Annotated in this window: 21 protein-coding genes; 11 read left to right on the top strand and 10 right to left on the bottom strand. The window is 41.7% G+C overall.

The features are described from left to right. Positions 1 to 122: 122 nt before the first annotated feature. The 3 genes from HWQ43_RS08730 to HWQ43_RS08720 all read right to left on the bottom strand — a co-directional run bounded on the left by HWQ43_RS08730 (position 123) and on the right by HWQ43_RS08720 (position 2303). Positions 123 to 674: a type IV pilin-like G/H family protein gene (locus HWQ43_RS08730; RefSeq protein ID WP_292732126.1), complete on the bottom strand. Its 552-nt coding sequence runs from the start codon at positions 672 to 674 to the stop codon at positions 123 to 125. 305 nt (positions 675 to 979) lie between these two features. Beyond that, complete coding sequence (locus HWQ43_RS08725) at positions 980 to 1531, bottom strand: type IV pilin-like G/H family protein (protein ID WP_292732125.1); 552 nt, start codon at positions 1529 to 1531, stop codon at positions 980 to 982. 205 nt (positions 1532 to 1736) lie between these two features. Further along, positions 1737 to 2303, bottom strand: a complete 567-nt coding sequence (locus HWQ43_RS08720) for a Uma2 family endonuclease (RefSeq protein ID WP_292732124.1) — start codon at positions 2301 to 2303, stop codon at positions 1737 to 1739. Positions 2304 to 2413: 110 nt separating this feature from the next. Between HWQ43_RS08720 and HWQ43_RS08715 the strand changes: the two genes are divergently transcribed. From HWQ43_RS08715 to HWQ43_RS08690, 6 genes are all read left to right on the top strand, one after another. Next, positions 2414 to 3211: an Rpn family recombination-promoting nuclease/putative transposase gene (locus HWQ43_RS08715; protein WP_292732123.1), complete on the top strand. Its 798-nt coding sequence runs from the start codon at positions 2414 to 2416 to the stop codon at positions 3209 to 3211. Positions 3212 to 3365: 154 nt separating this feature from the next. After that, positions 3366 to 4736, top strand: a complete 1371-nt coding sequence (gene trxB / locus HWQ43_RS08710) for a thioredoxin-disulfide reductase (RefSeq protein WP_292732331.1) — start codon at positions 3366 to 3368, stop codon at positions 4734 to 4736. A 119-nt stretch (positions 4737 to 4855) separates the two neighbouring features. Then, a complete protein-coding gene (locus HWQ43_RS08705) occupies positions 4856 to 5752 on the top strand; it encodes an ABC transporter permease (protein WP_292732330.1) in 897 nt (298 codons plus the stop codon). 59 nt (positions 5753 to 5811) lie between these two features. Next, positions 5812 to 6021 carry a hypothetical protein gene (locus tag HWQ43_RS08700; RefSeq protein WP_094347563.1) on the top strand — a complete coding sequence of 70 codons (210 nt, stop codon included), beginning with the start codon at positions 5812 to 5814 and terminating at the stop codon, positions 6019 to 6021. A 135-nt stretch (positions 6022 to 6156) separates the two neighbouring features. Continuing rightward, positions 6157 to 7077 (top strand): ROK family protein, encoded by a 921-nt coding sequence (locus HWQ43_RS08695; RefSeq protein ID WP_292732122.1) that lies wholly within the window; start codon positions 6157 to 6159, stop codon positions 7075 to 7077. A gap of 254 nt (positions 7078 to 7331) precedes the next feature. Further along, on the top strand, positions 7332 to 8801 hold the full coding sequence (locus HWQ43_RS08690) for an ABC transporter substrate-binding protein (protein ID WP_292732120.1): 1470 nt from the start codon (positions 7332 to 7334) through the stop codon (positions 8799 to 8801). Positions 8802 to 8992: 191 nt separating this feature from the next. On the opposite strand, the gene HWQ43_RS08685 is transcribed toward HWQ43_RS08690, so the two are convergent. Together HWQ43_RS08685 and HWQ43_RS08680 are read right to left on the bottom strand one after the other, a co-directional pair. Beyond that, positions 8993 to 9415, bottom strand: a complete 423-nt coding sequence (locus tag HWQ43_RS08685) for a hypothetical protein (protein WP_094347562.1) — start codon at positions 9413 to 9415, stop codon at positions 8993 to 8995. Positions 9416 to 9561: 146 nt separating this feature from the next. After that, positions 9562 to 11199 carry a CTP synthase gene (locus HWQ43_RS08680; RefSeq protein WP_292732119.1) on the bottom strand — a complete coding sequence of 546 codons (1638 nt, stop codon included), beginning with the start codon at positions 11197 to 11199 and terminating at the stop codon, positions 9562 to 9564. Between the two features lie 84 nt (positions 11200 to 11283). Here HWQ43_RS08680 and HWQ43_RS08675 point away from each other — a divergent pair, with 84 nt between their 5' ends. After that, positions 11284 to 13038, top strand: coding sequence for an N-acetylmuramoyl-L-alanine amidase (locus HWQ43_RS08675; RefSeq protein ID WP_292732118.1), 1755 nt, complete (start codon positions 11284 to 11286; stop codon positions 13036 to 13038). A gap of 145 nt (positions 13039 to 13183) precedes the next feature. After that, positions 13184 to 13618, top strand: coding sequence for a hypothetical protein (locus HWQ43_RS08670; protein ID WP_292732117.1), 435 nt, complete (start codon positions 13184 to 13186; stop codon positions 13616 to 13618). Here the strand turns inward: HWQ43_RS08670 and HWQ43_RS08665 are convergent. The 3 genes from HWQ43_RS08665 to HWQ43_RS08655 all read right to left on the bottom strand — a co-directional run bounded on the left by HWQ43_RS08665 (position 13570) and on the right by HWQ43_RS08655 (position 17925). Then, positions 13570 to 16386: a dynamin family protein gene (locus HWQ43_RS08665; protein WP_292732116.1), complete on the bottom strand. Its 2817-nt coding sequence runs from the start codon at positions 16384 to 16386 to the stop codon at positions 13570 to 13572. The genes HWQ43_RS08670 and HWQ43_RS08665 overlap by 49 nt on opposite strands. A 33-nt stretch (positions 16387 to 16419) precedes the next feature. Next, positions 16420 to 17430 carry a hypothetical protein gene (locus HWQ43_RS08660; RefSeq protein WP_292732115.1) on the bottom strand — a complete coding sequence of 337 codons (1011 nt, stop codon included), beginning with the start codon at positions 17428 to 17430 and terminating at the stop codon, positions 16420 to 16422. Positions 17431 to 17760: 330 nt separating this feature from the next. Further along, complete coding sequence (locus tag HWQ43_RS08655) at positions 17761 to 17925, bottom strand: hypothetical protein (protein WP_292732114.1); 165 nt, start codon at positions 17923 to 17925, stop codon at positions 17761 to 17763. A 163-nt stretch (positions 17926 to 18088) separates the two neighbouring features. On the opposite strand from HWQ43_RS08655, the gene HWQ43_RS08650 reads away from it, so the two are divergent. Beyond that, complete coding sequence (locus HWQ43_RS08650; protein ID WP_292732112.1) at positions 18089 to 18466, top strand: hypothetical protein; 378 nt, start codon at positions 18089 to 18091, stop codon at positions 18464 to 18466. Positions 18467 to 18698: 232 nt separating this feature from the next. Here the strand turns inward: HWQ43_RS08650 and HWQ43_RS08645 are convergent, their stop codons facing one another. Further along, the gene (locus HWQ43_RS08645) at positions 18699 to 19148 is read right to left on the bottom strand and encodes a pentapeptide repeat-containing protein (RefSeq protein ID WP_292732328.1); all 450 of its coding nucleotides are present in this window, start codon (positions 19146 to 19148) and stop codon (positions 18699 to 18701) included. 171 nt (positions 19149 to 19319) lie between these two features. Between HWQ43_RS08645 and HWQ43_RS08640 the strand changes: the two genes are divergently transcribed. Further along, on the top strand, positions 19320 to 19850 hold the full coding sequence (locus HWQ43_RS08640) for a YraN family protein (RefSeq protein ID WP_292732110.1): 531 nt from the start codon (positions 19320 to 19322) through the stop codon (positions 19848 to 19850). A 69-nt stretch (positions 19851 to 19919) separates the two neighbouring features. Here the strand turns inward: HWQ43_RS08640 and HWQ43_RS08635 are convergent, their stop codons facing one another. Next, positions 19920 to 20309: a hypothetical protein gene (locus HWQ43_RS08635; protein WP_099103349.1), complete on the bottom strand. Its 390-nt coding sequence runs from the start codon at positions 20307 to 20309 to the stop codon at positions 19920 to 19922. A 245-nt stretch (positions 20310 to 20554) separates the two neighbouring features. Here HWQ43_RS08635 and queA point away from each other — a divergent pair, with 245 nt between their 5' ends. Further along, positions 20555 to 21781: a tRNA preQ1(34) S-adenosylmethionine ribosyltransferase-isomerase QueA gene (queA, locus tag HWQ43_RS08630; protein WP_292732326.1), complete on the top strand. Its 1227-nt coding sequence runs from the start codon at positions 20555 to 20557 to the stop codon at positions 21779 to 21781. Positions 21782 to 21888 lie beyond the last annotated feature (107 nt).

Here is a 21888-nt window from a genome sequence, read left to right as displayed (position 1 = left end):
AAATAGGTCTAATCTTTCCACTTAAGAAAATACGTATTCTAGCTGAATAAAAGTCGTGATGACAACTTAAGTTTTATATCAAGTGTTGTCGGTGAGTAATTTTGATCTACTAACTCACATATCTACTTAGATAAGCTGGTAAAGCTGCCCGGGCAAGTAGTCGGAGTAGCAACAGTAGTTACATCTACACCACCGTTAACTCTTGCTGCGTTGGCTTCACACAAAAGAGCTATAGTAGTAGCTTCACTGGTACCAGATTGAGTTACTACACCTACACCGCCGATATAACTTCTGAGAGGTACGGTAGCACCACCTGCTGTTGCTGCTTGGTTGGTTACTATGGTAGCAGTACCACCACCACCAGCAATAGAATATACGTAATTTGTGGTTTGTGTTGCAATACCAAGACCTAAACTACCAAAATCAGCTTGAGACGCAAATCTATTTTGTTCTAAGTAAAAAGCTTGCTGTGCGCGGTTCATAGTACCTATGTAGGTTTTAGCTTCTGACTGCTTGGCTTTGTTAGCTTGGTTCAAGAAAGAAGGCAGAGCGATCGCAGACAAAATACCGATGATGATAATTACTACTAGTAATTCAATAAGTGTAAAACCCTCATTTTCGTTCTTCTTTTTGAGGATGTGTTGAAGAAATTTAGCTTTTAGTTCAGTTTTCATAAATGCTTTTACGGGGTAGTAAGTGGTTGGGTGTTATATATGCAACCTACCCACATCCATGTGCTTTCATATCAGCCCACCCGATAAATCTTTCATATCAGCCCACCCGATAAATTTTTAACCATATTTATAGCCTTGGCGAATGGAATTTGCTTGTGAATAAATCACAAAATTGAAATAAAGTGGATAGAAGAATCTACCCACTTGAGAAAATACGTAATTTAGCTGAATAAAAGTTGTGATACCAACTTAAGTTTTATATCAAGTGTTGGCGGTGAATAATTTTGATCTACTAACTCACCTGTCTACTTAGATAAGCTGCTGAAGTTGGTGGGGCAAGAACTCACACCAGTCATAGCAGATACGTCTGCACCACCGTTAACTCTTGCTGCGTTGGCTTCACACAAAAGAGCTATAGTAGTAGCTTCACTGGTACCAGATTGAGTTACTACACCTACACCGCCGATATAACTTCTGAGAGGTACGGTAGCACCACCTGCTGTTGCTGCTTGGTTGGTTACTATGGTAGCAGTACCACCACCACCAGCAATAGAATATACGTAATTTGTGGTTTGTGTTGCAATACCAAGACCTAAACTACCAAAATCAGCTTGAGACGCAAATCTATTTTGTTCTAAGTAAAAAGCTTGCTGTGCGCGGTTCATAGTACCTATGTAGGTTTTAGCTTCTGACTGCTTGGCTTTGTTGGCTTGGTTCAAGAAAGAAGGTAGAGCGATCGCAGATAAAATACCGATGATGATAATTACTACTAGTAATTCAATAAGTGTAAAACCCTCGTCTCCCTTCTTCTTGGCGAGGATGTGTTGGATAAATTTGGCTTTTAGTTCGGTTTTCATAAGTGTTTTCCTGGGGGTAGGAAGTGCTTGGGTGTTCTAGATGTAACTTACCCAGATGCGATCGCTTTCCTATCACCTTCAGAAAAAAAGTTTGGGGAGATACAGTCACACAATTCAGAATCCTTGTATTCCAAATTGCACAAACATCACTGAGCCACAGGTATTGACCAAGGGCAAGATTCTCAACTTCGATTGTGGAAGCGCCTTATTCAAACTCAGGTGGCCACAACTCTAATATTGCCAGTTCCCAACCTGGTAGCAAGTCTGGTAGTGTGAGTATATCGCCATTCTGCATCACCACTGGAGCTTGGTTTAGTCGATAAACCGTTACTGTCAATTTGTCAGGGTCAATCAACATACCGACTGTAGAGCCAAGTTGCAAGAATAGCTCAATCTTCTCCTCAAGCGGTTTAATTCTGTCACTTTTAGATTTAATTTCAACCATTAGGTCTGGAACTAACTCTACAAAGTCGCGCTTGGTCTTCTTCAATCGTTCAGCCTTAACAAAAGACACATCAGGGGCACGCAAGTTTCTTTTTTCTGAGTCGTCCTCTTCTATTCTAGGTAGTATGAAGCCTGCGCTAGAGCCAGTCACTCGCCCAAGCTTGCGCGACATTACCCAAATATTCAAGAAGGTACTCAACCGAGTACCAATTTCCTCTGACTCGTAATCGGATGGCCCCATAACTATGATTTTCCCCTCTACCAACTCCATCTGCCATTCTGGATGCTCGGTTTGTAGCTGCTCTAAGTCTGTAATGGTGAGGGACATAACACACCAAATAACATTTCTCTATCTATCATACGTACCTCAACCCCTGAAAGATACAATATATTGCATCCAAAGAAAAACGCCTGCATAGTTTGCCATTAGTAGCATCAATGAAAACAGATGTAATTTTTTATGAATTTATCAAGGAACTACCACAAATATTTTTTGAACTTATTGATCAACCTGAGACTAATCCCAATATCTACACATTTATTGCGCCTGAGATCAAACAACAATCATTTCGTCTCGATGGCTTATTTGCCACTGTCAAGGGATTTGAAAATGAACCTTTATACTTTGTAGAATTGCAAACATACAAAGATGAAGAATTTTACGAACGACTTTTTGGGGAAATTTTTGTTTACTTCCGTCAATATAAACCCGCAAACTCAGACTGGTACGCAATTGTTATCTATGATCGCCGTATTCATGAAACCCCACCTCACCCCCGCTATCGGGCTTTAGTAGAACAACATCTACGCTGCATTTATCTGAATGAACTTTCTGCTAAGGCTGAAGATTCCTTGGGGATAGGAGTTGCCAAACTACTTGCAGAAGCGCCTACAAAAGCTACTTCCTTAGCCCAACAGCTAATAACTCAAGCACGAGAAGACTTCCCCGATGAAAATCTTCAAAATAAAGTGATAGCATTTATCCAAGCCATTGTATTTTATAAGTTTCCCAATCTTACTTTAGAGGAAATTGAAGCCATGCTTGATTTAGATGCATTTAAAAATACTCGATTGTACGAGAGTATCGTGGCAAAGACTAAACCCAAAACAGAACTAGAAATAAAGTTGAAATTAGTCCCCAAATGTATTGAGAAAGGTATGAGCATTCAAGAAATAGCAGAGTTTTTAGAACTAGATGTTGAAACTATCAGAAAATATCTGCAAGAACAGCCTTAGCGATTAAGGGGATGTTTGGCAAGTGTTGAGCGCATAGCACCGTAGGCATTTGGCGTAGGCGTAGCCCGTCGCAGACATCGCTTACCATCTGACGTAGCCAATCGTAAATTGTTATGCTATATTAAGCGTAGTCGTTATGAGTTTATATATTGTCATGACTAACCCAACTGTAGAAAACTTGGTAATTATCGGTTCTGGCCCAGCAGGATACACAGCCGCCATCTATGCTGGACGCGCTAACCTGAAACCTGTTGTATTTGAAGGTTTCCAAGCCGGGGGTTTACCTGGTGGGCAATTAATGACAACGACAGAAGTTGAGAATTTTCCTGGATTTACTAAAGGAATTACCGGGCCGGAACTGATGGATCAGATGAAGGCGCAGGCGGAGCGCTGGGGAGCTGAACTATATACTGAAGATGTTATATCAGTTGACTTGAGTCAGCGTCCCTTTACAGTGCGATCGCAAGAAAGGGAAATAAAAACCAACAGTATTGTCATTGCTACGGGTGCAACCGCAAAGCGTTTAGGTTTACCCAGCGAACATGAATTCTGGAGTCGGGGTATTTCCGCTTGTGCAATTTGCGATGGTGCAACACCAATTTTCCACGGTGCAGAATTGGCTGTAATTGGTGCTGGTGACTCGGCGGCGGAAGAGTCTATTTACCTCACCAAATACGGCTCTAAGGTAAATATGTTAGTACGCACCGATAAAATGCGGGCTTCTAAAGCCATGCAAGACAGGGTTTTGAGCAACCCGAAAATCCAAGTCCATTGGAATACAGAAGCCGTGGATATCTTCGGTAATGGTCACATGGAAGGGGTGAAAGTCCGCAATACTAAAACTGGTGAAGAGAGCCAACTGCACGCTAAGGGTTTATTCTACGCCGTTGGTCACAGTCCCAACACTTCTCTATTTAAAGGACAATTAGAACTGGATGAGATAGGTTACGTTGTCACCAAGCACGGTTCTGTAGAAACCAGTGTCGAGGGCGTTTTTGCTGCTGGCGACGTACAAGATCATGAGTTTCGGCAAGCAATTACGGCTGCGGGTACTGGATGTATGGCGGCGATGTTGGCAGAACGTTGGTTGTCATCCAGTGGCTTGATTCAAGAATTCCATCAACAGCCAGAAACAGCAGATAACGAATTAGAACATCAGCCAGCCAAAAAGACCGAAGCCGAGGAAGAAGCTGGATTTAATTTGGATGGGACGCGCCATGAAGGAGGTTATGCTTTACGGAAATTGTTCCATGAAAGCGATCGCTTACTCCTTGTTAAATACGTCTCTCCTGGTTGTGGCCCTTGCCATACTCTGAAGCCAATTTTAAATAAAGTGGTGGATGAATTTGACAGCAAAATTCACTTTGTGGAAATTGACATCGACAAAGACCGAGATATTGCTGAAAATGCTGGTGTGACAGGAACGCCAACGGTTCAATTGTTCAAAAATAAGGAACTAGTGAAGGAAGTCAAAGGCGTTAAGCAAAAGAGCGAATACCGCCAGTTGATTGAAAGTAATCTTTAGGGACTGGGGCATGGGGCATTGGGCATGGGGCATAGGTAATAACCAATTCCCAATTCCCAATGCCCAATTTGATATGTAAAATGGTCAGCGTATCAAGCTTTGATCCAGGCGATCGCTTTATGGCCATTACAAAACGGCGACTACCGACATTTTTACAGTTTGGCAAAAGTCCCAATCTTTCCCAAAAACTCATGCTCATCGGGTTAGCTATTACCCTATTTTTCATCTTCCTGGCATTTTTCGCTCCCGTATTGCAGGCTTGGGGATGGCTGCAAAACCCCAAAGATTTTCTCTCTAATCCAATTCACGAGCCACCCTCAGCTAAACATTGGTTTGGTACTAGTCGTCTCGGCTATGATGTGTTCTCCCGGACGTTGTTCGGCGCTCAAGCTGCTTTGCAGGTGGTAATTTTGGCAACAGCGCTGAGTATGATTATCGGTGTGCCTTTGGGGATGTTGAGTGGTTATCTAGGCGGAAAATTGGATAAAGTGCTGCTATTTATTATGGATAGCATCTACACTCTACCAGGGCTACTGCTGTCTGTGACACTGGCGTTTGTGGTGGGGCGTGGGATATTAAATGCAGCGATCGCTATTAGCATTGCCTACATCCCCCAATATTACCGCGTTGTTCGCAACCACACCGTGAGCGTGAAAACTGAAGTGTTTATCGAAGCTGCTCAAGCAATGGGTGCTTCCACTTGGGTTGTGCTTTCTCGTTATCTGTTTTTCAACGTCATTCAAAGCGTACCCGTCCTATTTACACTCAATGCCGCTGATGCGATTTTGGTGTTGGGCGGTTTAGGCTTTTTGGGGCTAGGACTTCCCGAAGAAGTGGCAGAATGGGGACATGATTTAAAACAAGCCCTAGAAGCTCTACCTACTGGCATCTGGTGGACTACGCTTTTCCCTGGTTTAACGATGACATTCATGGTGGTAGGGTTATCACTACTTGGTGAAGGGTTAAATGAATTTGTCAATCCCCGTTTACGGAGAGAAAATAGAATCCGACAGTAATCATTGGTCATTAGTCATTAATTTTAGACAAATGACAAATAAACAATACAGAGATTTGTATGAAAGATAATCTAACGTTAATTGCTGCCGCTACTGGCGGGTTTATCCTTTCCGTTGCTCTTGCTGGTATCTTAAGAGGTGCGCCAATTACGGCTTGGCAGGAACAATCGAGTTTTCGTACCACAACTGTTGCTAATTTACAGAGAGCGGAGTTGAAAGCCGCGCATCTTAAAATCGGTGATGAAAACAACTTGCACTCAATAGAATAAAAATTTGAGTATTTTTTCGCGCCAAGATGCTAAGTATAGATTTACAGAAAATAATGGCGAATTGAGGGGTGAAATTGAAACGCAGAGGAGCGCAGAGGTAAGCGCAAAGGGTACGCAAAGGTTTGCTAGGTGGCTATGGTTTGGTCTGAGGATTTTAAAGTGGTGAGTTCTCAAGTAATTGGCATTGATGTCGGGGGAACAGCTATTAAGCTGGGGCGTTTTGCAGATGATGGTACTTGTCTGCAATCTTTGACTGTGGTATCTCCTCAACCAACAACGCCGGAAGCGGTGTTGGCGGTGCTGGTAGATGCGATCGCTCAAATCGATCCAGATAATCAAGCTGTTGCGATTGGTGTTGGTACTCCTGGCCCATCTGATGCCGCCGGACGCATTGCCAAAATCGCCATTAACTTACCTGGATGGATCGATGTGCCTTTAGCAGACTGGTTAGAAGCTAAAACTGGCAAACCGACTGCGATCGCTAATGATGCTAATTGCGCTCTTTTGGGAGAAGCTTGGCTGGGAGCCGGTCGCCACTTTCAAAATCTGATTCTGCTAACTTTAGGTACTGGGGTTGGTGGCGCAATTATCCTTGATGGCAAACTATTTATTGGACATCAAGGAGCCGCTGGGGAATTGGGTTTGATTTCATTAAATCCTGATGGCCCGATTTGTAATAGTGGCAATCGAGGCTCTTTGGAACAATATGCCTGTGCTACTGCAATTCGCCGCCGCACTCTCAAAGAACCTATCGAATTGGGTTTTCTTGCCCAACAAGGAGATGCCGCAGCATTGACTTTTTGGCAAGAATATGGTGCTAATTTGGGAATTGGTTTGACGAGTTTGATTTATGTACTCACACCGCAAGCGATCGTGATTGGTGGCGGTATCAGTGGTAGCTTTGAGTTTTTCTTACCAAGTGTGAAGGCAGAAATTGAGAAGCGAGTGCAGCCTTTATCACGAGATGGTTTACAAATATTGCCAGCGGAGTTAGGCAATTTTGCAGGAATAGTAGGTGCAGCAAAGTTGGCATGGCAAAACTATTCAAGATTTTAAATTATGGTTCAAACAACCCCAGCTAGAGACATCTGTCTTTACAAATTAGAATAAAAATTAAGCTCTAACTAAGAGATAATTTAATTAATTTTACATTACGTAACATAGTTTAATTTATTCTTGCCCACTTACTTAGCAATTCTGAACTGATGGTGAAAAGTGAGTAAAAAGCAACTATTTAAGCTTGAATAAGCGCTATGTAATGTCAGAAGATGCAGTAAAGATGTTTTTCTGACAAAAATCATAAAATGAGTATGTTATTCAGAACCAAAGCCAGTTTAATGACTAAAGGCTTGAAGAATCAGCAAAGAGTCAAGGAAACTTTTACCGTAATGCTAATAAGAGCTAGCCATCGCTACGTACTCGTGGCATTGATACTCAGCTTGATAATTCTTGCCTGCATTAACATTTTAAAATCTAGCCAATCTTCAGTCACCGAGTCTCCTATTAACAGTAAAGTCCTGAAGATTTGGTCAGATAAAGGTTATACTTTGGAAGATGATGAAGCGCTCCAGAAGATCATTAGTAACTGGGAACAACAAAGCGGCAACAAAATTAAACTTACTTTCTATACTAACGATGAATTGCCACAAAAGACTCAAAGGGCACTTCAGGCAGGTAATTCACCCGATCTCGTCATAAATAGCAGTGCTGAGAGGGAGCTGTATCCACGTCTTGCCTGGGAAGGTAAATTGGCAGATGTCTCTGATGTAATTGAGCCAGTTAAAAGTATTTATTCTGAAGGTGTTCTGGAAGCAGTTCGTTTATATAACAACGTTGATAAGAAGCCGAGTTACTATGCAGTCCCAATTAATCAATTAACAATTCACATCTTTTACTGGCGAGACTTACTAGAGAAAGTAGGTCGAACTGAAAGCGATATCCCTAAAAATTGGGATGCTTTCTGGGAGTTTTGGAAACAAGTGCAGGATGATTTGCGCGCACAGCAAAAACAGAATATTTACGGGTTAGGCTTTCCTTTCTCCACTGGTTCTACAGATACCTACTACTTGTTTGAGCAGATTTTAGAGGCATACAATGTCCAAATTTTAGACTCCAAGGGTCAACTTCTGCTCAACGATCCCAAGGTGTATCAAGGTATTGTTAAAAGCTTAGAGTGGTATGCGAAATTTTTCCAGCAGGGCTACGTACCACCGGACGCAGTAAACTGGTTAAATCCAGACAATAATCGCAGCTTGCTCAATCGTGGCGTGGTTATGACACCTAACAGCTCGCTTTCGATTTCTGCTGCTGTCCGCCAAGATTCTGACACCTATCGTCACAAGCTTGGTATCCTAGAATTTCCGAACAAACCTAATGGTAAACCGATGCGCTTCTTAGTCTCGATTAATGAAATAGTTTTGTTTGCCGAGTCTAAAAATCAGAAGGTAGCCAAAGACTTTCTCGCGTATTTAATTAAACCTGAGATAATAGGAAACTATCTCAAAGCTACCGGAGGACGGTATTTACCAGTAATGAAGCCTGTTTGGAAAGACCCTTTTTGGACAAATCCAGCAGATCCTCATCTTTCCACTGCAACTCAAACACTAACTAAAGATACTCGCCCATTTTATATTGTTCAAAACCCTGCTTACAGCTTAGTTTTAGAAGAGAATGTTTGGGGTAAGGCTCTCAATCGAATAATTGTCAATAGCATATCTCCAGAAGAAGCAGCAGACACGGCAATTGAGCGGATAAAACAAATTTTTGATGAATGGCAGTGAGCTATATGCAATTTTAGAATTAGCACCTTAGCACTAAAGTTACAATTTTATTCTTAGATAACTCTACAAAAAAGATGATTCAATAGCTAGGCTAATTGAGCAGAAATTCTTACAAAGCATTTTTTAAGATTAGGAAGGTAGTAAATCTGTTTTTCAACTTTCTTGTTACCTTGTTCTGCTACACAGGGATTTCAAGACAAAGAATATCCTGTTGCTTTCTTAACGTATTTCACAACTTTTTCATAAGATTCAGGATTACTCACAGGGTTGATGATGATGGGAATAGTGCCATCTGGCAACCAAAAAGTTATCCTACCGTTCGGTTCATGACAAAAGGAACTGATACAGTTGAGATTAATTACATATTCATTTTTTTCGTAATTTATTCTTACCCAGTGGGCGTGATCTAATTCTAATCCTGTCACACATTCTAAATAATCAAAAATCTTTTGATAATCTTCCAAATTACTTTGCGGGTTAATCACTATGGGAATGGCACTATCGGGTAGCCAAAAAGTCACCCTGCCATTGAGTTCATAACAAAAAGCATGGACACGCTCAAAATTCACCACATATTCTTTCCTCTCGTAAAGGATTTTCACCCAGTACGCCACAACATCTCCTCAAGTCCGAAATTTACGAATGATGCACCCTGGATGTCCAAATCGAGTAAAGCCCTAAGTTAATGTTGTTATGCACTAATTCAAAATCTAAAAAATTAATTTTGAATTACGAATTACGAATTACAAATTACAAATTTTTATGACACCTCCAATGGTGTTGGTGTGCTAGATGTCGAAAGAGAAAGAGCGATCGCTGTTTGAATAAACCCTTTAAATAAGGGATGAGGTGTACTGGGGCGTGATTGAAATTCTGGATGAAATTGGCAAGCAAGAAAGAATGGGTGCTTGGTTAATTCCACAATTTCAACTAAACGCCCATCGGGAGAAGTACCACTAATCACATAGCCAGACTTTAACAACAAATCGCGGTAATCATTGTTAAACTCATATCGATGTCTATGTCGTTCATAAATCACATCTTCTTGATAGAGCTTAAAAGCTAAAGTATCAGGGAGAACACGACAAGGATATAGTCCTAAGCGCATTGTACCCCCTAAATCCACTATTTCCTGCTGTCCTGGCAATAAATTAATTACTGGATCAGTTGTATAGGGGTCAAATTCAGCACTGTTGGCACCTGTTAATCCCCCTACGTGCCTAGCCCATTCAATCACGGAACATTGCATTCCCAGGCATAATCCCAAAAAGGGAATTTGGCGATCGCGGGCGTATTTAATGGCGGCAATTTTGCCATCGACTCCCCGAACCCCGAAACCTCCTGGTACAACTATGCCATCGACACCCTCAAGAGAATTTTCGGCTGCTTCAGTTTCCAAATCTTCTGAATTTATCCAACGCAGGCGCAGTTTGCCGTATGTGGAGATTGCAGCATGATTTAATGCTTCCACTACAGATAAATAGGCATCACTTAACTGCACATATTTACCAACGATCGCAATTTCTACCTCGTGCTTGGGACTATGTAAACGTTGTACCAGGGTTTGCCACTGCGTCAAATCTGGTTTACGTTGTTCCATTTGCAGCAAGTTCAGCACTTGTTCTGCCATTCCTTCACGTTCTAGATTCAGCGGTACTTCATAGATACTTTTGGCATCTTGGGAAGTAATGACGCATTCTTCCGGTACATCGCAAGATCCCGACAATTTTTGTTTTAATCCTTTGGGTAAAGGGCGATCGCTCCGACAAACTAAAATATCTGGTTGAATACCAATGGATCTCAGTTCTTTAACTGAATGCTGTGTCGGCTTAGTTTTCATTTCACCAGCCGAGGCAATCCACGGAACCAGCGTTACGTGCATATACAGCACATTCTGCCGTCCCACCTCTTTACGGAACTGGCGAATTGCTTCCAAAAACGGCAGTGATTCAATATCTCCTACCGTACCGCCAATTTCTGTAATCACTACAGAAGGGTTTGTGCTTTTAGCAACTCGCAGAATCCGGTCTTTAATTTCATTGGTAATATGAGGAATTACCTGGACAGTACCGCCATTGTAGTCTCCGCGCCGCTCTTTATTGATGACTGCCTGGTAAATCGAGCCAGTAGTCACACAATTTAAGCGCGACATTGAGGTATCGGTAAAGCGTTCGTAATGCCCCAAGTCTAAATCTGTCTCCGCACCATCTTGGGTAACGAATACTTCCCCATGCTGAAAGGGACTCATCGTGCCAGGATCGATATTAATATAAGGGTCGAGTTTGAGAATCGACACCGAATATTCGCGCGACTTGAGCAAACGCCCTAGACTTGCTGCTACAATGCCCTTACCAATACTGGAAACTACGCCTCCAGTAACAAAGATAAACTTAGTCATAGTATTTTGAATTTCTAACAACTTCTAAAAATACATCCCGTCATTGTGCCACAGTTGTTGTGGTGTCATCTTCTGTGATTTGCTGTGAAAAACCTCTTAGGATTAGTAATATTAGGCTGTATTCTCACCTCCTCAGTTGCATTGGCAGAGCCATCTCTTATAGTCGTTTTTCCCCAGACAAACTACCAGACAAGTGCCCAAAAAATCTTCTTTCTGGGCACTGCACCACCAGATGGTCAGGTTTTGATCAATAGTAAGCCAATTACCCGCAGCAAAGCTGGTCATTTTTCGCCTAGTTTCCCCTTGCAGTTGGGGGAGAATCTTTTTACTGTGCGTTACCACAATCAAGAACTTAAAATTAAGGTGATCGGGCTTAACGCTAGCCCTGAACTACCACAGGGGGTAGCTTTTGCGAAAGATTCCCTGACTCCCGCAGTTGACATTGCCAGATTACCAGGAGAAGTAATTTGTTTTGGCGCGATCGCACCCCCTAACGCTAATGTCTCTGTAACCCTGGCTAATCAAACTATTGCCCTTTTACCGCAACCTCAACAGGCACAACTACCAAGTAATTTGGCAGCTTTGACAGGGCAAAATCAGCCTCATGCCCAGTCTAGCGTAGGCAACTATCAAGGTTGCACCACAATGGCAACAGCCGCCGATCTGGGAAAACCTCAATTTCAACTGATCCTTGATGGCAAGACACTAACTCAATCAGGATCTGGTAAGATTGAAATCCTCTCAAGATCGCAGTTGCCAGTTTCTGAGGTTACAGTAGAGTCAGGCGTGGCTCGTACTGGGCCTAGCACCGATCATTCTCGACTTACACCACTGCCCAAAGGCACACGCGCAACGGTTACAGGTAGGGAAGGTGAATGGTTGCGCCTAGATTATGGCGCTTGGATTAATAGTAAAGAAACCCGCATTTTACCTGGTGCAGTTCCGCCACAAACAATAATTCGCAGTGTCGGATACCGTCAACTCCCTAGTGCGACAGAGATAGTTTTCCCTTTGCAAGTTCCCGTACCCGTGAGCGTACAACAAAGTGAGCAAACTCTCGCTCTCACTCTCTACAATACCACTGCCCAAACAGACATAATTCGCCTGGATGATAACCCCCTAATTAATCGCCTAGACTGGCAACAGGAAGCTCCAGGACAAGTAAAATACACCTTTAACCTCAAAAAAGCTCAACAGTGGGGATATAAGCTGAGATACGACGGTACAACCCTGGTTTTGGCTTTGCGTCATCCGCCTAAAATCGGGAACACAAGACGCAAGTCTTTAGCTAATTTCAAGATTGTACTAGATCCAGGGCATGGCGGTAAAGAATCTGGTGCCAGTGGCCCAACTGGATATTTAGAAAAAGATGTGAATTTGGTGGTATCTAAGTTGCTGCGCGACGAGTTGCTGAAGCGAGGGGCAACGGTGGTGATGACGCGAGAGGACGACAAGGAAGTTTCGCTAGTAGAACGTCAGGCAATTATCAGTCAAGAAGAACCTGCGATCGCAATTTCCATACACCACAACTCTCTACCCGATAATGGCGATGCCGAAAAAATTAAGGGATTCGGCGCATTTTGGTATCAACCCCAAGCCCATAACCTCGCCATATTTTTACACAACTATGTAGTCAAAAAACTCGGCAAACCTTCTTATGGTGTGTATTGGGATAACCTGGCGCTGACACGTCCGACAGCTGCGCCATCGGTGTTGCTGGAATTGGGTTTTATGAGCAATCCCGATGAATTTGAGCAGGTAGTGAACCCAAAAGAACAGAAGAAAATGGCAAAAGCGATCGCTCAGGGGATTACGGAGTGGCTTAGGAGTGTGCAGTAAATTTGGGGTTACTTTACCCTTATTGTATTTGGTGGAGTGCGATCGCCTATCTCTAATCGTAATAATATGTAATGGATTATACTCTAGATTTGGCAGTATATCAATCAAGTAAAATGAAAGTTTAGTCGTTCCTGCGAGGTGTTCGATGACTATCTTTGACCGCCGCCGTCAACTTCAACAACAGATTGCTCAACTTCCAGATGACCAACTAACTCAGGTTGAGCAGTATATAGCATTTCTTGGTTTTCAGAAAACAGTTCCATCTCAATCAGAAGTGACCAAATCACATTCCAGTGGAGCTTCGATTCTGGCATCTTTAGAGCAAGCACACACTCCGCCCGATTCTCCTCTGGAGGATGAGACTCTAACAGAACCACCTGAAGATTTTGCTGCTAAGATCGCTGAAATAAAACAACGTGGCGATCGTTCTCAATCTGTGATCCGACGAGGTTCTAAAGGTCAAGATTTGCTCAAATTTGCTGGTACTTGGCATGGAGACGACCTAGAAGAGTGCCTAGCATTTCTTGTCAATCAACCAAGCACAACGATGTCAAAGTCTGGCTCTGTCTGTTTGGTATAGATTTGAGGCTTTTCTCTGGGTGTTTTTTGGCTAAGTCCCATTAATGAATTCTCTGGATTCCTTGGTTTCCAACTCTCAAGATTTTCTCGAATAGACACTAATTCCCTAAGATATTTACTCACTTCGATTCTTTGACTTTCGAGAGTATCAATAACCTCATAAGCTTCTACTTCCCTTCTTTGCCGTTGCTTAAGTAAAGAGTCAAATTCATGTTGAAACCTATTAATGTAGTCATTGATTTGCTTCTCGGCTTTACGAAAATCATCTGATACTTGTTGTTCAATAACACGCTGAAGCAACTTTAGGTTTCTCTCTACTTGTGAGTCAATTTTTTGCTGGATTCCTTGAGAAATAAGTCGTAAATCAATTTCATAGTAAAATACTGTTTCCTCATACGAAACATCTACTTTATAGACTTCATCTGATTGACAGCATTGGCTATTCGTCCTTGATTCTTTCTTACTTCTAGTAAATACTTCTTGCTGATGTTGAATTTTAGCATCAATCCCAGAAAATTCAAAGCCATAAAATGGAATTGGATTATTATCTATTTCTAATTGAAAATGATTTTTAATAGACTCAGATAGTTCATCAGAAATAGCCTGTATTTCTCGTTTAATTTTTTGAACTAAACCTTCACGAATTATTGTTGCTTCTCTAACTAGTCTGTCCTGAGTATTTAACCAAAAACTTTGTATTATAGGGGTGCAATACTCATTAATAGTTTTACCGAATTCCTCAGCCTCGTTTTTGTTTTTGGCCTTGATTTTATATGGATCAGAACTGGAAGAGTCTTCAAATAAAGAACTGAAATTATCCCACATATATGTGAGAAGATTTTGATTATTTTTGTCCTTTAAAACCTTTTTAGATTGATTTTCAGCCACTCTATCAATTTCTGATGCTATGCGTTTTTTGGCAGTTTCGGCAAATTGATTAATCCCTTGACTGAACGTACTAATTAATATTTGCTTTTGTGCTTCTACGGACTTTTTTACACTATTCACCTGAGATTGAACTGAATCTGAATGTTTTTTGTACTCTTCTACTTTTTGTTGCAGTTCCTCAAACTCTAACTGCCAGCATCCGATATCTGTAATAAATGTCTCATCAATAGCTTTGGCTGCTTTGTTCAATTCATTTAAAACATCACTCAATAAATTCAATCCTGAATTTTGAGTAATAGTTTGAATTACTGTCTCTTGAATTATCGGAATACGACTATCATTTAAAGCTTGTAGTGCAATTTCTCCTGGTAAGGGAATAACAAGCCTTCCTTCTTTATCTCTTTGGGCATATCTAGCACTAAAAAAATCTTCAAAGTCTTTAATATGACTATCAGTTGCCTTACCTTGTTGAATAAGCTTAGATAACAACCCTTGCCATCCACTAACTGAATCAATTCTTGGTTCAGCTATACCAAATTCAATTAAATCTCTTCTTAAAGATTCTATAACATCTGCGACAGGTCTATCTCTGTCTGCTTTTCTATCTACTTTATTAAGAATAAAGTAAATCTTACCTGTATTCTCTACTAAAAATTCTTTACGCTGCTCAATTAAGTCTTTAAGCAATTCTGAGTTCGTGTTGTCCCTAAACGATGTGTAATCCAGAATGAATAATATGGCATCACAAGTTCGGAGAGCTTCTAAAGCAGTCTGCTTTAAAGAAGTTGTGTTAAACGAGACAGACTCCCACTCATTGGGGCCAGGAGTATCAACTAATGTGAAACCTTTCAGTGATGGTATTGTACTAATCGCTTCAATGGGATGTTCTAATTCAAAGCGTGTAGTATTATCTTGATTAGATTTAGCTCGAATCTCATGGGTACGCTCTAAAAATCTTTGCCGAATTTCGCTTGCTTCACCTTCTATTAAAACTATAGGTTCTCGTTTACCTGCTTGATATTCTAAAAGTCTGGGTGTTTGTCCAACATCAATTGGACGGATATCTGTGCGACAAACTGTGCAAGCTTCTGATTCACTTGCTAAAACATCTGCACCAATTATGGCATTCAAAAAGGTACTCTTACCTGCTTTCATGGCTGCAATCACAGCAACTTGATATTTTTGTTCGGCTAAGGCTTTTAAAGCTTTGGTAAGATTATCTTCAACGCTCTGTAATCCTTGGGTACTATCTCCTTCTTTGAATCTTCCAGCCCGAAGTTCTTTCAAGTACTTTAAGAGTTGATTACCAGTATCACGAATTCTGTTATAGGTTTCTTGAAATTCTTGTTCAGACATATTTTTAGCTTCTAATTTCATTGGAATTCCCTCTTCGTTTATATTTGATCGATTTGAAATATCTACTTGCTCCCAAATGATTTCGCGTTGAACAGCAGCTATAAGATTGCGTGCATAATAGTCACTGGGTACACAAATTAACTCTTCATTTATTTTGCAGAGAACATTATTTGTCAGTTCTACTGCATTGACAAATGCCTTCAAAGCCGCTTCTGTTGGATCTCTATCAATATCCCACATCAAAGAAATCAGCTTATGCTGTAATCTAACTGCTAAACGCAAACAATCTTTTTCAACTTTATCTAAAGCGTGCTGGTGAGTTAAATGCTTAATCTGTATTTTTGTTTCATCAGCTAGTTCATAGTATTTTTGCTCCAAGTTTGTATATTTATCAGCTAGTTCATTTGCAACAGTCCTATGATGTTTGGCAGCTTGTCTATCACTTTCCCCAACAGCATGAGTAGTAAAAGCACCAACAACTGCTCCAACAGCTAATCCAAGAGCGCCGAAAATAAAAGGAAGCATAAAAAACTATGTAATCCTCTATAAATTTAATTCCTATTGTTCTGCGTTCAGATGAGGTAATTGAGAACCAGTAAGCAATTTACTATCTGCTGATGTTAATCCTAGAGATTTAGCAATAGCGACTGATTCACGCAAGCGTTGCATAGCCCCTTCGATTCCCGGTGCAATTGGACGATTTGTAATTTCTTGATTAATTGCTTCTGATTGGGCCAAAAACTCTAGATTTTTCTGGTGTTCATAAATCAGTTCGTTCTCAATTGCTTGTAATCTTTCTAATTCTTGCTGAGTTAAAGATTCATAATAGATTTTCACCGTTTGTTTATGGTCATCGAGGATTTTGAAAAACTCGTAAACCATACCCGCAGTTCCAACAACAGCTAAAACTGGTGCTGCTGCGGTTAAAGCGATCGCAATTGGTGGACAAGCTGCTGCTACTGTTGTGGTTACAAACGCTGTCACGCCCCCAACTGTGCCGCCTTTTACGGTATCTTTCAATGTTTCTATAGCGGCTTCTTGTGCAGAAATTTCACCCCGAACTACGCGCAGCCCGTTGGTTAGTAACGAAAATGGTGTTGTCGTTGCTACACCAATCGCAGCTCCCAGAGGCGCGGCTTTAACACCTGCTTTAACTGCACCTGTTAGATTATCAAAATGCCATTTAGCATCTAGTCTTATTTGCTCCTGGGAAGTCATGGGTTTATCGCCACGGGCTAAATTATCTTTGGCGTTTTCCCACTTGATATTTTTCGGATCATTTGAGCCGCCTTTGCTATGCGGTTTGATATGACTAGCGTGCTTATCTGATAGGTATTTTTGGGTATTAATATCAGTAGATTTACCATTAATCCCTGCTCTTTGAGATGGAGGGATTTTATCTAACATTTCTTGGGCTTGCACTCTGGTTCTGATCGGATCACCAGATCGAATCCCACCTTTATATAATCTACGGGCTGCACTTAAGGATAAATCCTGTAATTGGGCGTGTTCAACGTTAATGTTGGCAGCAGCGTTAAAAGCGGAATTACGCTCTTGTTCGTCAGACATGGGAAACCAATCTAGTGTGATGTATTAGCTTATTTTCTTATGGTTCCCATTTGAACACAGATGCGATCGCCTCTGATAAAATCATAAGCGTCTTAATCTGTCATATTTTGGCGCGATTGCTCTCTAACCTCTGTAGCTTTTGCTCTAGCAATGGGTCGTCGTCCACTCATTGGAACTGCGCTGCTTGAAGATTATCATCTCAGTATAGATTTTTCTGAGGGTGGTACGGTTCTGGTGGATGAAATTTTATAACCTATGCAGAAGATAGCAAAAACAGCCCTCAAGTTATTGAAAGGTGCGTTGGCGTAACCCATCGTAGACATCGCTGATTTATCTACTACTGAAAAGCTGGTTGAAATCTGTGGTAAGCTTTTGCCCGTGATTACTAAGTTTTTCGGCACGCTCCGCGAACACAAACGTACCATCGGACTCTGGTAGTTGAGTGTGATCGGGAAACTGAGGCGGTATGCCAATATCGGCAAGTGTTTCACTCATACTTTGAAAAGTATTGCAGCTATTTATTTAGTGCTTGACGCTTCCCATAAAGTGTTACTAACTAGTATAACACCTTGCTCTGTCTTGATTTCAGTGCTTTTACCCTGCCAGAACCCCTTTGATTGCGGATAGAAATATATGAAATCTTATATTTTGAAACTGTATGTATTTTAAAATAGGCGGCATGGTGGGAGCGATCGCTATTTTATTGAGTAATGGCAGTGCAATCGCCCAAGATGCACAAAGATATATCACTGTAGGGCATGATAAATTAGGAAACAGCGTAGCTTTGGATACGGAAACTATAAAAGGCACTACATACAAGCTTTACGGAATGTATGGTGATGGCATCTTTGAGACTACGTTCGATGCTTCATGCAAAGAATCGCGGCTTTTTCGGAATCGCATTGCCATTTATGGATCGAAAGGACAGCTACTTCAAGAAGATCGAGAAAAAGGAGAAATACCTTTTATAGCTAATTCTTCACCAGGTAAAGGAATGCAAATTGTTTGTCAAAAGATTGGTGCAAATGGTTGGTAGGTAATCATTAAAAAGACAGGAGGCAGGAGATAAAAACTGCTCAGGAAGATGATTTCAGGGGCTGGCATTTGTACATTTCATGATGTCCAGCCCATTTATTTCTACCTGTAGATTAGGTAGGGACTGAAGAAGATTTAATTAAGTAAATTAAAGCAAATTTTCATTACAGAAAGTTTAAATCTCTCCCCTCGTCGGTGACTTCCCTTTCTCTTGCCTCCTGCCTCCTACTTAACTAAGGACAAAACAACGTGTCACGCGTATCTCTTCCTGTAGTTGGATTAGTCCCTTTGGCAAGTTTGCACAATTTTTTTTGCTCATCGGGACGCAGTAGGACATCGGTAAAATCTGCCCCGTCAATGACTGCACCATCAAATCTGGCGTTAGCAGCAAATGCACCTTCCAACAGTGCATTTGTCAAATTTGCTCTGACTAAACGAGCTGAGTCTAAAGTGGCATTTCTCAAATCAGAACCCTCTAAATTCGCAGACTCCAAATTTGCTGCAAAGAAACTGACACCGTTCAAATTAGCTCGGCTGAAGTTGCTCTGGCGAAGATTAGCTTTAGTAAAGCTAGAGTCTGTTAAATCACGTCCTGAAAAATCAGCCTCAACCAAAATTTCCTTATTATATTCGAGTGCCAAAGCTGTTGGAGCAAAACCGACCGTTGCGGTGATGCTAACCATTCCCCACAGGAATAAGCTGAGTATGCTTACCCAAATGTGATGGTTTGTTTTACGCTTCAATTCCAACTCAGTGCTGGATAAGTTGAGTGTAGAACCCGTTGTGCGTAGGCGTAGTCCGCCGCAGGCATCGCTTAACCTAGAATTCACAGAATTCATGATATTTATTAGTCAATGGCTAACCTTCCTCCATCTCATTATCCAGATATTGGTTCATTAGGAGAAGACCTAGTAGCCCAATGGTTGCAATCTACTGGTTGGATAATTCTCCATCGTCGCTTTTCTAGCCGCTGGGGGGAAATTGATATCATCGCTGAATATGATAGAAAAGCAGAGGAAGCAGGGGAGCAAGGGAGCAGGGGAGCAGTAGAAAAACTCAGGACTCAGCACTCATTATTGGCATTTGTTGAAGTCAAAACCCGTAGTTCAGGTAGTTGGGATGCCGGGGGAAGAAGCGCAATCACTTTACAAAAGCAAGCAAAAATCTGGCGTACAGCTGAAATATTCTTAGCCCAGTATCCTGAGAAGGCAGATTATTCTTGTCGATTTGATGTTGCTATTGTCTACTGTCAAAGGATGTCAAAAAATCTGACTGGGGTTACAGCAAACCAGGAAGCTCTAGCTACTTCATCAGTACCCGGATATAAGTTTAAGCTGCAAGAATATATTCTGGCAGCTTTTGACTCTTCAATTGATAATGGTTAATTGGTAATTGATAAAATATCTTAATTACCAATGACCAATAATTTTGTAGTGGCGTTACAACCAAAAGTGTCACGCCAAAGTTTCTGGACAGTAACCTAAGCCCCGGACAAACTGTTGCCGGAACGCTTCAATTTCGTCTCTTTCTGGGCTACCATGAGAAACGATCGCTACCTGATAGCGACGCATCACATCCACAGGGCACTGTCCCGCTTCCAAACTCCAAAGTGCCATTTGCACCCTCATTGGCGGTTCGTAGCTAATTCCTAATTCATTTAGAAAAGCCCGAAAGTCGCCATCTTCTTGGGCCGAGACTTGACCTTTGAGTTTGATCCTAACCACCCAGCCATCAATTTGATGAATTACGGTGACGAACGAAACTGGTGTCTGGGGTCTAGCGTGGAGGTGTTGAACGACCCTCAGGGTTAGACTGGCATTTGCCAGATAGTACAAGTATTCCATGTTTGTTGGTGCTTGGGATCAAAGCCAATCCTACATATCTATATTCGTCAATAAGTCCCTGTTCCCGGTAGGGTAAAAGCCCCCGTTTTTAGATGGGGAGGTTTACCCAATTTTTATGTTAATTTTTCCGTGTTACTTAATAGTAACAATCTTATAGCCTAGCGACAAAACTGAGCGAAGATGCCTTAAAGTTCCTTTATAAGGGAAAACTTAACCTAGCCTTTTTAAGAGAGTATAAATACTAAATAAAGCAAAAACTAGTACAAGCCAATTTGAAAGATACTTCTAGCCCACAAGAAAAAGATTTGGAATTAGATTGCTCGGTAGCTGGCTATGACTACGAACTACCTCCAGAACTCATTGCCCAAAACCCAGCAGTTCCTAGAGATAGCTCACGGTTACTGGTGATTAATTCTCCGACTACAGGCATCGAAGCAGCACCTCTTCACCATATTTTCCATGATTTGCCTGCACTGCTGCGCTCTGGTGATTTGTTGGTTATGAACAATACAAGAGTCATTCCAGCGCGGCTTTATGGTCATAAATCCACTGGTGCGAAAATCCAGGTGTTGCTATTGGAAGAACGGCAGCATAACTGTTGGTTAGCTTTAGTTAAGCCAGGAAAAAGCTTTAAACGGGGAGCTAAGATTATTTTTGAACCAAGGGAAGCGGGGATTGGGCATTCAAAAGAGGCAGAGGGGCGGGGTGCGGGGGGCAGAGGGGAAAATTCTCCCTTACTTCTTGCTCCTAGCCCTCAGCTAACGGCTACGGTTCTAGAAACAGACGCAGCAACCGGGGGGCGTTTGTTGCAATTTGATGTACCAGAGGGAAAGACTTTGGTGGAACTGTTAGAGGTATTTGGTGAAGTACCGTTACCACCGTACATCACTACCTCAGAAGCTGCTGATGAGCAGTATCAGACAGTTTATGCTAAACAGCCAGGAGCGATCGCAGCTCCGACGGCAGGATTACACTTTACCCCAGAATTATTACAACAGTTGCGCGATCGCCAAATCAATCAAGCTTTTGTGACGCTGCACGTTGGTGTCGGCACATTTCGCCCTGTGGAAGTAGAAGACGTAACTACCCATCAGATGCATGAAGAATGGATTGAAGTTCCTGCGGCTACAGTAGAGCAAATCCGCGCCACGAAAGCTGCTGGCGGTCGAATTATTGCTGTGGGAACAACGGCAGTACGGGCTTTAGAAGGGGCGGCTCAATCTGGTAATTTACAACCATTTTGCGGAAAAACAGACTTGTTTATTTATCCCGGCTACCAATGGCGGGTGGTAGATGGTTTGATTACGAATTTTCACTTACCGCGTTCTAGTTTGTTGATGTTGGTAAGTGCCCTAATTGGCAGACAACGATTATTGAATATATACAACGAAGCGATCGCTTTTGGATATCGCTTTTATTCATTCGGCGATGCCATGCTAATTTTGCCTTCATCTGTGGGAGTGGGAAGTTAGGAGTAGAGACGCGATTAATCGCGTCTCTACGAACCTATCCCACTAATAATATTTTGTTAATCCAGATATGAATTGTAGCAAGGTCAATGAATGCGTCAAAGTAAACT

This window comes from Nostoc sp. JL31, assembly GCF_017114965.1.
In the GTDB taxonomy this organism is placed as follows: Bacteria; Cyanobacteriota; Cyanobacteriia; order Cyanobacteriales; family Nostocaceae; genus Nostoc; species Nostoc punctiforme_A.
Note: the sequence above shows the minus strand (reverse complement) of the source record. Positions and strands in the feature narration are given on the sequence as shown.